Raw genomic sequence first — 12,773 nt, forward strand, 5'->3', positions numbered from 1 at the left:
GAAATTTATGGAAAGTCCTTTAAAATGGAAGTATAAGGATATTTTGAGTCGGAAGGAGGGACGAAAATGACGCTTGTGTATTTGCTGATTCTGGCAGTCGTTTATATCTTTCTGGATCTTGCCATGCGAAAGAAGCTGAATACAAAGATGAAAAAAAGCTATTGGAGAAGCTTTAAAGGAAGGCGTCCGCTGTTTATCACACTTGAAATGGTGATGCTTGCTGCGTTTTTAGTGCTGATCTTTGTTATACCTCCAGCCTATACCTCCGTTTTTATGTTTCTTTTCTTTTTTTTTCCTGTACGTAATTCGAGGATTTGAAGAATGGAAGTTTGAAAGAAAACAAAAAGAGCACTATCACTCGTGGTTTGGTGCAACTTTTTTCTTATTTGGGACGTTTATATTACTGATGACAGATATGTAAAACAAAATTGTGAAACGACGAAATGAACCGCGGTTGATTTTCGTGCAAGACTTCGCTTTCCGCGGGCGGCCGGTGAGCCTCCTCGTCGCGAACGCTCCTGCAGGGTCTCACTTGTTCGGCTTTTCCCGCAGGGGTCTTCGTCTTGTCCTCCAATCAACCATTAGAAGCACCTACATATATGAAACAAACCTACATGCACCATACTCATAAAAAAATCCGAACGAATTGGATTCTGCATCAAGAATCAAGTTCGTTCGAATCTTCTTTTAATCAAACTACCTATATATAAGCTTCTTTTTTTACGTAAAGTATTGAACGACCGTGCCTTTATCCTTCTCTACGTTAACGCTCGCATACGCGCCGTTAATAAGCGTAAGCTGAGGAGGGAGGTGGCCGCAGTCGATGTCATAGACAACAGGAATATGTAAGTCAGAAGCAAGGTCGTGATACACATCTTCAGCAGTGTAGGAATCAACGGGTTCATTAGCTATGCTTCTGCCAAATAAAATACCCGAGCAGTTATCAAACCAGCCCGCTAGCTTAAGCTGAAGAAGCGAACGGCGAAGGTCTACAGTCGTCAGTTCACAGTTGTCAAAATACCAAATGACCGGTTCTGAAGGAATATGTTTTTCTCGAAAAGCTTTGACGTCTCCAAAAGGAGTGCCCGCTAAGTGTCTGACTACGTCAATACATCCTCCGAGCAGGCGTCCTTGGATATGAACGTCGCTTGACGCTGTGTACTTCCAAGCCGTTTGCTCGGTTAAATGAAACACGCATGGTGACGGGTTATCGTGCTGCCATTCTGTTTGATAGGAATCAGAAGAAACTTGAACCACGCTTTCGCCTTCTTTGGTCGTTAATACCTGCTGCCACATCGCAGTCGTTGGATCCCAGTATTCTCCGCGTAAATCCACAAAGTTCGTTCCATGAGCCGTTGCGATTCCCGTATTAAGTGTAATAGCCAGCAGAAGAACGCTGGTGTCAGAGTAACCAAGCACCCATTTTGTTTTCCATTTTGTAAAGTCAAGATGTTCAAGAATTTCAATGAGTAGCTCGCCTCCCCAAGGCGGGATAAGGATATCAATGTTTTCATCAGTAATCATGGCTTGAAGCTCATTTGCACGTTTTTTAGGAGAAGCAGATTTTGCTTTGTGCTGCGTCCACACGGTTTCTCCGGGTATAACAGAAAAGCCTTTTTCTTTCATTCGTTCACACGATAAAGAAAACATGGAGTGAAGAGCTTGAGGTACACCAGAAGACGGTGCGGTTACGCCGATAGTTGGGTTGGATGTCAGAAAAGGATAGGTAATCATAGCGGCCTCCTTCAAAGGTTTTAGCTTATTTTACCAGCGAGAGAAATACTGAACAAGCTTATTTTTAATTTAATGTAGGAAGATTGATAGGTTTTGTAAAAAGAATCCGTATTAATAGATGTAAAAGCAAGGAGAAAGGAGCAATGTCATGGAAGATGACTGGATTGTTGTGTGTATAACACGGAAAAAAGAAAAAGGATTAGAGCTGTTAATCGATCAGTACGGAGGGTTAATTACGGCCATTGTACGTAAGCATCTAGGCACGCTGAAAGGTTATGAAGAAGAGTGTGTAAACGACGTATTGTTAGCCGTGTGGCATCATATTCACCGCTTTGATTCGGAAAAAAATACGTTTAAAAACTGGATTGCGGCTGTTGCTAAGTACAAAGCCATTGACTATCAGCGCAAATACATAAAAACGCAGCACGAAGCGCTTGGCGAAGCGGAGTCTGGTGAAACATCAGGAGTTCATAACGTTCAAAGGGACGACGTGGAAGAACTTTTAGGTCACTTAAGTGAAGGAGACCGCGAGCTGTTTAAAGCGTATTACTTACAGGAAATTGAGCTGAAGCAAATTGCGAAAAAACAAGAGACCACCATCAGCAATTTATACAACCGGCTGTCGCGCGGACGAAAAAAGTTAAAAGCTATTTTTAAATAAGAAATAAGGAGGGACAAAGATGAAAAATGAGTACGACTTTTTAAATGGATCTTCTATAGACTTTGATGAATATGAAGAAATCGAGCTAACGGCAAGCGAGAAAAAACGAATGAAAAAGCGCTTAAAACGTGAAATAAAGCCGGCGCGGAAAAAAGCGCGTCCGCTGATTGCCGCTGCGGTGCTGCTGCTTGCTGTAACGCCTGTGATGATGCAAAACGAAACGGTATGGGCATCGGCTGTGCGAATCAGTCAGCAGCTTGGTCAGCAAATCGAGCTGCTTATGAACAAGTCTGAAGGCAGTTTGAGCAGCTATAAAAAAGCGGTAAATGAAACGGCAACGGACCAAGGTATTGAAGTAAAAGTAAATGAACTAATGCTTGATGACGGACAGGTGCTGCTTGGGCTGACGATTAGCGCAGATGAATTTAGAAGAACCGCACTAGGACTTAACCGAGACGCGCCAATTCGACCGGGAGAGCTGCGCGTGAAAATTGGCAATATGTCGTTTTTTGATTCCGCTTCAAGCATTAGAGAGGAACCAATCAAAAACAAAGACGGAAGCTGGGACTATCTGTACGCTTTAAAACTAACGCAAGCGGACACGGACGGAGACGGGGAAATTGATGTTGAAGGCTACAGCGTGCTAGATCACATTGATCCAAGCAAAAACTATCAAATCAGCGCGCAGTTCACAAGCCTTGAATTTGAAAAGAATCCTGGTCAGACGAAAAGCGGGAACTACCGGGATTCGTACGGAGAAATTAAAGGGAATTGGACCGTACACACTAGCGTAAATGGCTCGAAAATCATCGCTGATACTAAAGTGTATCCGTTAAACAAGGAAATTCCGATTAACGAAAAGGGAATAGAAGGCGTATTGTCTATTAAAGAAGTTCGCGTATCGCCTGTTTCGATTAAAATGCACTATACGTTTACATCATCAAACGGAAGCATCCGAGGCGGAACGGATGTTGGTGTAGACATAAAAGATCAAAATGGAAGAAATCTTTCTGAAAGCGGCAGTGGAGGAGGAACAGACACAGTGATAGAGATGGACGGAGAGTACCGAAATGATAAGGACGTCACTATGCTTCGATTTATTCCGTATGTAAGTGATCACGAAAAAGACTGGTCAAAAGACTTAACTTCAGACGCATTTAATTTGAAGGTAAACAACAACTAACCAAAATAAAAACCAGAGACCTGCTTAGCGGGCATCTGGTTTTTTATTAAATATCCATTTTATTTAACAAGCGAAGAAACGTTTGTAATTCTTCATCCGTAAAATGACTAAGCTTTTCACCGTATTCTTTAGTGAGCACTTTTTCCATTTCTTCTGCAAACGCTTTTCCTTTATCCGTAATCGATAAGTAGACAACGCGGCGGTCTTTTTGACTGCGTACGCGCGTGACAAATTCTCTTTCCATGAGACGGTCGCTGACGCACGTCATGCTGCTGTTTGAGATGTGCATATGCTCGGCAATCTCAGAAACGATATGATTGCCTTCTTTATACAGCAGGCGAAGCGCTAAAAATTCATTTAAAGGAATATATGATTTTAAAGTGGGGATAACCGACAGCTGCATTTTTTTCGTTTGGTTTCGCATCGTGGAAACCACATTTTGGATAAGTTGATCTCGTGTATTCATAGAGGTTGTATGCTCCTTTTTCCGTTCAAACAATTCTTTTTCTTTTCTATTGTACCATATTGTACATAAAGAGAAGCGGCAGGTTTTTTAGAGGGAAAAAGAGAAGTAGTAGGTATCTGTTGCGATAGAAAGGGGCTTGAGTGATGGGAAAGGTAATTGAATTTAAAACGACGCTGCTTCCTTTTGATGGAGCAAAAAAGCTTGTGAACGCAAATAATTCGGAAAGTGACTTACTATACAAAGAATATTATGACCTTGGAGACGGCAAGCAGCTGTGTACGCTTGTGTTTGAACGCTATTTTTTCCGCACCGGCGGCAGAGGATCACTAACCATTATTCTAGAAAATGTGTCGGGTCCAAACAAAGTTAAGTGTATTCCTTCAGGAAGCGCAGAAGGGATATTAAATATTGATTGGGGAGCAAGCAAAGATTTTGTACGATGGGTAGAAAACGCACTGTCTGCTTATACGCTAGAAGAACCACAGAGATAAAGGGGCAAAGCTGGAGAAGGCAATACGCTTCTTCAGCTTTTTTGTGAAGGAAATGACGATTAGAGAAATGAAAAGATGTAAAAGCTACTGTAGAAATAAGAACTTTATGTGGACAATAAGCGATTTTTCTCTTTTTACCGGATAAATGAGTATAATATGAAATTGCAGGAAGACTTCACATTTACATAACAAAGGAGAACAACATAATGAAAAAACTCAGCATCGTATTATTCGTTTTAATGATAGCTATAGTAGGCTGTTCAAAGGCAAATGATTCACGTTCAAAAGAAGTAAAAGGAACGATTGAAGTACCGGAATCCATTCAAGCAAATGAACAAGTCAAGCTTAAAGTCCTTGTGACGCAAGGAGATAAAAAAGTAGAAAACGCGGACGACGTACAGTTCCAAGTTGAAAAAGAAGGCTACATCAATCAAGAAATGACAAAAGCACCGCACGAAGGAAAAGGCGTCTACAGCACGGACTATACGTTTAAAGAAGACGGCGAATATATGATTACCGCTCATGTTACGGTAGATGGTGACATGAAAATGTTTACGAAAAAAGTAGAGATAGGTAAGTCTAAAGAGTAGTACCTTATATAGCCATTTAAAAAGAGAATGCCTTGTGCATTCTCTTTTTTTTCATAAGGTCGCTTCTTCAATGTCTTTTACCGCCAGCACAAAATGGTTTAATTTTTTAATCATTTCGTTTCTTCCTAGACAGTAAACCAAACGTTAGGAAACTTATGTTAAAATTAGGATAATAATAGTGATCTTGTTTAACTAACGAGGAGGTAAAGTTGAACAAGCCCTTTTTTTCTAAAAAAGAATATTCTCTTTCCTTAGGGAATTAACAATTGGGGATGAAAAGAATGAACCATTTTCTGAATCAAATTGCCAAGGACTTAACTAGTACGAACGTAGAAAGGTATTGGCCAAATTTTGAACTTGTTGCCTATGCATTGTACGACCAAAACAGTGTATTCCTGTTCAATCATCCTAGGTATAATGACATTCCTCCTAAATCATATGAAATTTTAAAACGGGACGAGCAGTTTGTGGGAAATACGCTTATTCTATTTGATGGCTATCCTACGGCTATTGCTGATATGGAACTGTACGATGACTATGAAGGACTTTTTTCGATATTGGTTCACGAATTATTCCACGGAAATCAATATGTAAAAGGGGAAAAACGCTTTCCTGATGAAATGCTGGGAATAACCTATCCCTTAACAAAAGAGAATGTAGAAATTCGAAATCGCGAAAGGAAAAGTCTTTATAATGCATTGATAGAAACTAGTATCAGTAACAAGAAGCAGTATTTGAACGAATTTATCAGCCTAAGGGAAAAAAGGACAGAAGGAATAAAAGAGCATTTAACATATGAAAACTTAATTGAATCTGTTGAAGGACCAGCCTGGTACGTTGAACTAAAGGCTTTTTCAGAAAAATCTTCGCTTCCTAATGATTTGGTTTTAAAAAAATATGGAAAAAATCTAATAGACGTGGTTGAATCCACTTCTAATATAAGGCGCAGCTGTTATAGTTCAGGCTTATTTATGTGTTTGCTGCTGGATGAATTGTTACCTGATTGGAAGGAAAGTTTTTTTGAGGCTAAAACAACACTATTTGAGTTAATTAAACTTCTTGATATTACCCCTCGAAAACAGGCAATTGAAGAGGTTCAAATAAGCCCAGAAACAGAAGCAGCAGTAAATGTTGCGGTTGAATCAAGGAAGAAAGAACTTGATGAGTTTAAAGCACAGATAGGAACCCATCTTTTTATTGAAGGAGAAATCATTGCTGTATCCTTTGATCCAATGAATATCATCCCTTTGGAAGGCAGGTTATTACATAGAAATTATATAAAAGTAAGGATAAATAACCAAGAATATCTTATTCAACAACCATCCCTTGCCTATTGTGCGGTTGGATTGAAAAATATAAATAAATTACTTATCGTATTACAGGATAAACCATTGGAAACGGGTGATTCACTTTTTATCACTGGTATTGGAGAAATAAAGGGTCAGTATGAAATAAAAAAAGATACGATCAAGTTGGTTGTTAAATAGATTGTAAGGACGCATTTTATAGGAAGCAAGGTCTCTTACACAATAAAGAAAACTCGCAAATTGCTATTGTGAGTTTTCTTTTGAGCCTCTATAACATAGCAATAATATTTATGAAAACAGCCTTTTTTAAGAAGGTCGCCTTAATCTACGTAGTTCGACAGCTCAATCAAATTGTAATCAGGATCTCTTATGTAGACAGAAACGATCGGACCTAAAGCACCTGTTCGTTTGACCGGTCCTTCTTCAATTTCTACATTATGTTTTTGTAAATGATGGATTATGCTTTCGATCTTTTCTTCTGTAATAAAACATAAATCAGCGGAACCCGGAAGAGGGTGATTTGCTTTAGGCTCAAATTCATGCCCTGCTTGATGTAAGTTTATTTTTTGTTCATCAAAACGAAGCGCTACTCTTCCTTCTCCGAACGTTTCTTTTTGCATGCCTAAGATAACCGTATAAAAGTGAATGGTTTTTTCAATGTCTTTTACTGTTAACACAAAATGGTCTAATTTTTTAATCATTTCGTTTCCTCCTAACAATGTACACTTTCTTCCTCTGAGGGTAGGGTAAGTACTGGGTGAGATCTGAGAGGTTTTTCTATAAATAAGTATATCATTTGTAAAGTGGAGAATAGTCAGCGACAGCTTTATATTCATTTTTAGTTCAAATGAGCGTTTTATAAATAGCTTATTTTCTAAAATGCTGCGGTTTTTACATCACACATTAAAAAATTATGGAATTTTATGTTAATATTAAGTGGAGAGTAACATTTATTTTCGCAACTCGGTCGGGAAAGTTTGTTGATTAGATATGTTAAAAAATTTAAATACATATAATATAAGAATGGAGAGGCTCGTATGTCTATGGGGATACTTTCTTTCATCACTTTTGTTATCTGGTTTGTAGCCATTCAAGAGTTTTTGAAGCCTGAAAAGAATCAGAGTAACCGAAAAATAATGATGTTAACATCCGCAGGCTCCTTGCTGACGTTAGCTCTGACCATTTCACTTTTTCAAACGCTATAAAAATACCTTGAAAAGCGGTTTTTCGTCGGCTGCAAGAAGCGTAATGCATGCGGCCCTGAGTTCTTTCGTGGTTGTATTGTATGATTTGGTTTTCGGAAAATGATGGGGAAGGGGAGAGTAGAGATTGTGAAGAGGAACTACACATTACTGTTTTATTTTCTGTTTGTATTGTCAATGATAGGCGGCCTAGCGTTAAGAGATACGTTTTCCTATTCAATGATAGTTGGAGGCGGAATAGGGCTCACCTTTCTTTTTTACTCCGCTTATTCTGCAGATAAAAAGAAAAAGAAGCATGTGAACTGATGGTTCGCATGCTTCTTTTTTTTATGTTTTTTTGTACGACTATCTTATTTATAAATGGTGGACGGAACTTTAAACGTATGAATGCCGTTAGAATACGGGCCGTACTCATACTCACCAAATATAATGGCAATGCCGCTACTTGTATAGTAAAACTGATCGTCTTTTAAATTTACAGACTTAAATTCATTAACCCAGAACTGAGCACCTTTTTTATTACGCGCAATCATTTCATTCCGGATATAGTTATTAACCTTGTTTAACTTAGTGTTGGTGTTAATAATATCTTTTAAGCTAATTTGTCGAGCTTTTAACAAATCGTAATTGTAAGTATCAATCCAAGCGTTGCCGTGAACGCCGCCAGCGTACGCATCATTTACTCTTCGTGTGAGCTTTTTCCATTTCTCTTTGCTTCTCGTGCCACTTCTTATAACCGGTAAGGTGTTCATCCAGAAGTTGGTCATAGTGAAACCAAGTGTGTGATTCAACCTTTGATGTGAAGTCAGTTAAGTTTTCCCAGTTATTTATTAATTCAACGGCAGGTTCTACATATTTGTCATTTTTCGCTGCTATTTTTATTAAATTTGTACAAACATCCCTTGTCCAATTTTTTCTATCATATTTATCAGGAGATTCCTCATCAGGAATTCCCATTAAATCAAAAGCGTGATCAATCATCTCTAACATTTCATTATCAAACACTTCAATAGCTTTTGACATTACCGGTTCATTTAAGAAAATACGTATAAACGATTTTTGTTTTTTATAGTAATTTGACAGCGTTCTAATTATATTTTTCAATATCCTCGTATGTTCCATAATGCACTCCCTTCCTGTTCTTTGTTTATTAACCGATAAAAGTCAGAGTCTGAAGGTTGCTTTTCTGTTTCTCCTCGCTCATAGGCAAATGTCGATTTGCAAAACTCTTTCTGCTCTTCTGATAATTTACGCCAAATATAATTTTCATAAATGTGGTGCATATATGTGCTATCTACACCTCTACCTGAAAGCAACGTATCGACTATTCTGTTACAAATATCTTGCTTAACTCTTGACGAGAAAAATTCCATACACAATCCCGCTTCCACTAAATTACGAATATTAGCACGCCCCTTTGAATGTGGATTAAATAGTTTACTTTCTTTTTGAGATTTGTTGATAGCGTCAGAAATTGTATTACACTCTTCATTACACTCAAGGTTATAATGTTGAATCCTTTGATAACCCTCTATATCGCCCCTGAACACCAATATTTCGTCATAACGTACTCCTAAAATCCTAGCGAGCACTATTAAATCTTTTTTATCAGGAAGTGACTTTCCACAGTAATAATTAGAAATAGTTTTCGCATCTCTTCCTAATATTTTTGCTAATTGTGATTGAGAAAGACCTTGGCTCTGTACCAAAAATTTTATTCTTCGACCAGTTTCCTCAACAACTATCTCATCAAGTTCTGAAAAATCTTTAACGTGTTCTGCTGACATTCTAAATCCCTCCAAAACGACTAAGTTACTTGTATTATAGGTTTATTAAGCGAATATATGAAGTGGAAAGATTCTTTCTATAATGACTATAAATCCCGCCTTTGCTATTAAAAAACACAGTATTTTACCCTAGACTAAAAAAGTTTCCTGTGGTAAACTTTCGGTATCATGACACGTACAAACTGAAAATTTCAAATAAATGATGCTGACATGTTCATTTTTCTGCACCAGCAGAATACCCTATTAAAAATCAACGAGCATATTTTTTTACTCTAAAAGTTGGTCTAACGAAAAAAATATAACCATAGGTAAAAAAAAAGAAGGGATGAAAAATAGATGGCTAGTGTAAATAATTATCCATTGTCTACATTTACGACAGGTGAAACAGTACAGTTAGAGCGAATTGAAATCGAAGGTGCCTTAAAGCGCCGCTTGTTAGATTTAGGATTTATTCCAGGAGCCATCATTAAAGTGCTTCAAAAAAGCCCGTTGGGAGATCCTGTTGCTTATCAAGTCAGTCATACAACGATTGGTCTGAGAAAAGAAGAAAGCTCAAAAATTTATGTGAAAAAAGTAGGTGACGACGGTGAGTAAATATCGCATTGCACTAGCAGGAAATCCGAACACAGGAAAAAGTACGTTATTTAACGGATTAACCGGTCTTAAGCAGCACACGGGAAACTGGACGGGAAAAACCGTGGCCAAAGCAGAAGGGATGTTTGAACATCACGAGCAGCTCTACACAATCGTCGATCTGCCTGGAACGTATTCACTTTATTCAAACTCGGCGGACGAAGAAGTAGCGCGCGATTATATTTTATTTGAAAGACCTGACGTGACGGTTGTTGTGGTCGATGCAACGGCGATGGAACGAAATCTTAATTTAGCGCTGCAGGTAATGGAAATGACGGAAAACGTCGTGATTTGCGTGAACTTAATGGACGAAGCAAAGAAAAAAGGAATTGTGATTAACGAAAAAAAGCTCGCTGAATCGTTAGGCGTACCGGTTGTGCCTATATCAGCTCGCAATAAAAAAGGCATTACGAATTTGCTGGATGCGATTGAAGGAGTCGTGCGCGGGGAAGTAAAGCTTACTCCTTATCAGGTGCAGTACACAAAAGAAATTGAAGCTTCGCTAAAGGAGCTAGAGCCTCAAGTTGCTTCTATTGTGGGAAATCAATTTCCTCTCCGCTGGATTGCTTTACGAGTTCTTGATGGAGACACGTCGTTTTTAGAAACGATTCAGCAGCATCAGCAGCAAGATATCAGCCACACAGAAAGGAGGAACAGCGCATATGGGAAATCCGTTAACTCCTGAAAACTCATTAGCGATGGAACAGCTAACGCGCTATGCGCAGCAGGCAAAAGAAAAAGATCATCGTTCAAATATGGTCGCAAGCATTTATCAGTCGTCACAGCAAATATGTAAAAAAGCCGTGGTATACGAAGACCGCTCAAAGCTTCAGCGCACGGAGAAATTGGATAAAGTCTTCACTTCGCCAATCTGGGGCTTTCCGATTATGCTTGGTATTTTATCGGTCATCTTTTATATCACTATAGCAGGGGCAAACGTTCCTTCCGGATTAATCGCACAAGGTTTTGGCTGGGCGGAAGGATATTTAACAGCTTTCTTTCAAGCGATGCATGCACCAGAATGGCTGCACGGAATTCTTGTACTAGGACTGTTTCGCGGCACGGGATGGGTCATTAGCGTCATGCTGCCTCCGATGGCTATCTTTTTTCCGGTGTTTGCCCTTTTAGAAAACTATGGCTACTTGCCTCGCGTCGCGTTTAATATGGATCGTTTGTTCAAACGAGCAGGCGCACACGGCAAGCAGTCACTGACGATGGCGATGGGATTTGGATGTAACGCCGCAGCGATTATGTCGACTCGTATTATTGAATCGCCGCGTGAACGTATGATGGCGATTTTAACAAATAACTTTGTTCCGTGTAACGGCAGATGGCCTACGCTGATTTTGTTAGCTTCTTTATTTATGGCAACAGGCTTTACAGGAAGCGCTAAAACATTCGTAACGGCACTTGTGGTAGTGGGAACCGTGTTATTTGGAATTGTGGTGACGCTGTTTGTATCGTGGGCACTGTCTAAAACAGCTCTGCGCGGAGTACCAACCCACTATACGCTAGAGCTCCCGCCTTACCGCAAGCCAAAATTTGTAGATACAATTGTGCGTGCGACGCTGGATAAATCGCTGTTCGTGTTAAAACGCGCGATTATTGTTGCAGCACCCGCAGCGGTGTTAACGTGGGTATTGGCTAATATCTATATTGGCGATACGAGTATTTTAATGCACTTCGTTCAGTTTCTTGATCCGTTTGCCAAGACGCTAGGGCTAGACGGGTATATACTAGCTGCATTTATTATTGGCTTGCCGGCTAATGAAATTGTTGTACCGGTTTTACTGATGGCGTATTTATCAACGGGATCATTAATTGAAATTGAAGATGCAACAAGACTGAAACAAATTTTCCTTGATCACCACTGGACGTGGCTAACGGCTCTTAATATGATGCTGTTTTCGCTTCTGCATTTTCCGTGCGGAACAACGCTTGTGAACATTTATAAAGAAACCAAAAATGTTAAGTGGACGTTTCTTGCTTTTGCGATTCCAACAGTGATTGCGATTGGTGTTACGTTTGCGGTTGCTCAAGTGGTAAAAGCGTTTAACCTTATTTAAATATGAAATAAACGTGCAGGGCTTTGCGAAAAGTCCTGTATTTTTTATGAGTAGTCAATGAGATAAAGAGTATGATAGGGTGAACTTGATTGCTATTTGTTAGGTTAAATGGTAATTTGTATGATATAGATTTGCTTAATGCACAAAAGAGATTAATAGAAAAAAGCGCCAATAAAATGTTAAAAGGAGGCTGACATTGGGGATATTTTTTAATAAAATAGATTCAAACAAGAGAAGTAAGTATCAAACAAGGCTGTATTCTTGCTTCACTGTTCTCATCATAATCAATGTGATTAACAGCTGGTTTCTCGAGTGGCTGTGGCTTTATATCACCACAAGTAGCGTTCTTGTTATACTAGTGGTATTCCTGCTCAAAACACCTAAACGTGATTTAGAGAAAGAGTGGAAGCAGCTAGAAATAGAGAAAGACGAGGCTTTTGAAAACAGAGTCAATTTGATGATGATGAATGGCCGAAGTGACGTTCAGGCTATTAAATACATACGAAAAGAAAAAAATCTCGGTTTGCTTCATGCGAAGCAGTATCTTGACCGTATTAAAGAATCCAAGGAATAATAAAAACGACTTCTAGAAAGGATAGAGGGCTCGGTTTTGAAGTGAAAAGTAACAAATAGCATATCACAAAAACAGATTT

General features: G+C 39.0%; 19 protein-coding genes. 12 read left to right on the top strand and 7 right to left on the bottom strand.

What is annotated here, in order from left to right:
- Window positions 1-66: 66 nt before the first annotated feature.
- Window positions 67-318, top strand: a complete 252-nt coding sequence (locus tag ACRPLY_RS10315; RefSeq protein ID WP_409405618.1) for a hypothetical protein — start codon at window positions 67-69, stop codon at window positions 316-318.
- The gene (locus tag ACRPLY_RS10320; RefSeq protein WP_409405435.1) at window positions 242-421 is read left to right on the top strand and encodes a DUF4181 domain-containing protein; all 180 of its coding nucleotides are present in this window, start codon (window positions 242-244) and stop codon (window positions 419-421) included. Before ACRPLY_RS10315 ends, ACRPLY_RS10320 begins: the two co-directional genes overlap by 77 nt.
- Here the strand turns inward: ACRPLY_RS10320 and ACRPLY_RS10325 are convergent.
- Window positions 396-578 carry a hypothetical protein gene (locus ACRPLY_RS10325; RefSeq protein ID WP_325078126.1) on the bottom strand — a complete coding sequence of 61 codons (183 nt, stop codon included), beginning with the start codon at window positions 576-578 and terminating at the stop codon, window positions 396-398. The two genes, ACRPLY_RS10320 and ACRPLY_RS10325, sit on opposite strands and share 26 nt — an antisense overlap.
- A gap of 142 nt (window positions 579-720) precedes the next feature.
- On the bottom strand, window positions 721-1,734 hold the full coding sequence (locus tag ACRPLY_RS10330; RefSeq protein ID WP_325078127.1) for a S66 family peptidase: 1,014 nt from the start codon (window positions 1,732-1,734) through the stop codon (window positions 721-723).
- 148 nt (window positions 1,735-1,882) lie between these two features.
- Here ACRPLY_RS10330 and ACRPLY_RS10335 point away from each other — a divergent pair, with 148 nt between their 5' ends.
- Both ACRPLY_RS10335 and ACRPLY_RS10340 read left to right on the top strand, forming a co-directional pair.
- The gene (locus ACRPLY_RS10335; RefSeq protein WP_325078128.1) at window positions 1,883-2,395 is read left to right on the top strand and encodes a sigma-70 family RNA polymerase sigma factor; all 513 of its coding nucleotides are present in this window, start codon (window positions 1,883-1,885) and stop codon (window positions 2,393-2,395) included.
- A 19-nt stretch (window positions 2,396-2,414) separates the two neighbouring features.
- A complete protein-coding gene (locus tag ACRPLY_RS10340) occupies window positions 2,415-3,578 on the top strand; it encodes a DUF4179 domain-containing protein (protein WP_325078129.1) in 1,164 nt (387 codons plus the stop codon).
- Window positions 3,579-3,624: 46 nt separating this feature from the next.
- Here ACRPLY_RS10340 and ACRPLY_RS10345 read toward each other — a convergent pair whose 3' ends face one another.
- Window positions 3,625-4,044 (bottom strand): MarR family winged helix-turn-helix transcriptional regulator, encoded by a 420-nt coding sequence (locus tag ACRPLY_RS10345; RefSeq protein ID WP_016765035.1) that lies wholly within the window; start codon window positions 4,042-4,044, stop codon window positions 3,625-3,627.
- A 143-nt stretch (window positions 4,045-4,187) separates the two neighbouring features.
- On the opposite strand from ACRPLY_RS10345, the gene ACRPLY_RS10350 reads away from it, so the two are divergent.
- The 3 genes from ACRPLY_RS10350 to ACRPLY_RS10360 all read left to right on the top strand — a co-directional run bounded on the left by ACRPLY_RS10350 (window position 4,188) and on the right by ACRPLY_RS10360 (window position 6,612).
- On the top strand, window positions 4,188-4,535 hold the full coding sequence (locus ACRPLY_RS10350) for a DUF6054 family protein (RefSeq protein WP_394508717.1): 348 nt from the start codon (window positions 4,188-4,190) through the stop codon (window positions 4,533-4,535).
- Between the two features lie 206 nt (window positions 4,536-4,741).
- Window positions 4,742-5,125, top strand: a complete 384-nt coding sequence (locus ACRPLY_RS10355) for a FixH family protein (protein ID WP_153254163.1) — start codon at window positions 4,742-4,744, stop codon at window positions 5,123-5,125.
- Window positions 5,126-5,406: 281 nt separating this feature from the next.
- Window positions 5,407-6,612: a hypothetical protein gene (locus ACRPLY_RS10360; protein ID WP_325076478.1), complete on the top strand. Its 1,206-nt coding sequence runs from the start codon at window positions 5,407-5,409 to the stop codon at window positions 6,610-6,612.
- Window positions 6,613-6,752: 140 nt separating this feature from the next.
- On the opposite strand, the gene ACRPLY_RS10365 is transcribed toward ACRPLY_RS10360, so the two are convergent.
- On the bottom strand, window positions 6,753-7,133 hold the full coding sequence (locus ACRPLY_RS10365; protein ID WP_325076477.1) for a VOC family protein: 381 nt from the start codon (window positions 7,131-7,133) through the stop codon (window positions 6,753-6,755).
- 336 nt (window positions 7,134-7,469) lie between these two features.
- Between ACRPLY_RS10365 and ACRPLY_RS10370 the strand changes: the two genes are divergently transcribed.
- Window positions 7,470-7,637, top strand: a complete 168-nt coding sequence (locus tag ACRPLY_RS10370) for a hypothetical protein (protein WP_196246103.1) — start codon at window positions 7,470-7,472, stop codon at window positions 7,635-7,637.
- Window positions 7,638-7,984: 347 nt separating this feature from the next.
- Here the strand turns inward: ACRPLY_RS10370 and ACRPLY_RS10375 are convergent, their stop codons facing one another.
- The 3 genes from ACRPLY_RS10375 to ACRPLY_RS10385 form a co-directional block, all read right to left on the bottom strand.
- Window positions 7,985-8,386 (bottom strand): RsiV family protein, encoded by a 402-nt coding sequence (locus ACRPLY_RS10375; protein ID WP_325076475.1) that lies wholly within the window; start codon window positions 8,384-8,386, stop codon window positions 7,985-7,987.
- A complete protein-coding gene (locus tag ACRPLY_RS10380; RefSeq protein ID WP_432231826.1) occupies window positions 8,310-8,657 on the bottom strand; it encodes a hypothetical protein in 348 nt (115 codons plus the stop codon). Before ACRPLY_RS10380 ends, ACRPLY_RS10375 begins: the two co-directional genes overlap by 77 nt.
- 77 nt (window positions 8,658-8,734) lie before the next feature.
- Window positions 8,735-9,421: a helix-turn-helix domain-containing protein gene (locus ACRPLY_RS10385; RefSeq protein ID WP_208757084.1), complete on the bottom strand. Its 687-nt coding sequence runs from the start codon at window positions 9,419-9,421 to the stop codon at window positions 8,735-8,737.
- Window positions 9,422-9,757: 336 nt separating this feature from the next.
- Between ACRPLY_RS10385 and ACRPLY_RS10390 the strand changes: the two genes are divergently transcribed.
- The 4 genes from ACRPLY_RS10390 to ACRPLY_RS10405 all read left to right on the top strand — a co-directional run bounded on the left by ACRPLY_RS10390 (window position 9,758) and on the right by ACRPLY_RS10405 (window position 12,694).
- Window positions 9,758-10,015, top strand: coding sequence for a FeoA family protein (locus ACRPLY_RS10390; protein WP_013058246.1), 258 nt, complete (start codon window positions 9,758-9,760; stop codon window positions 10,013-10,015).
- Window positions 10,008-10,739, top strand: coding sequence for a FeoB small GTPase domain-containing protein (locus ACRPLY_RS10395; protein ID WP_432231827.1), 732 nt, complete (start codon window positions 10,008-10,010; stop codon window positions 10,737-10,739). Before ACRPLY_RS10390 ends, ACRPLY_RS10395 begins: the two co-directional genes overlap by 8 nt.
- Window positions 10,740-10,752: 13 nt before the next feature.
- On the top strand, window positions 10,753-12,120 hold the full coding sequence (locus tag ACRPLY_RS10400; protein WP_411736772.1) for a nucleoside recognition domain-containing protein: 1,368 nt from the start codon (window positions 10,753-10,755) through the stop codon (window positions 12,118-12,120).
- 196 nt (window positions 12,121-12,316) lie between these two features.
- Window positions 12,317-12,694, top strand: coding sequence for a hypothetical protein (locus ACRPLY_RS10405; protein ID WP_048019402.1), 378 nt, complete (start codon window positions 12,317-12,319; stop codon window positions 12,692-12,694).
- The last annotated feature ends 79 nt before the right edge of the window (window positions 12,695-12,773 follow it).

Origin of the sequence: Priestia sp. TGN 0903 (genome assembly GCF_050846855.1) — a bacterium.
GTDB lineage: Bacteria > Bacillota > Bacilli > Bacillales > Bacillaceae_H > Priestia > Priestia zanthoxyli.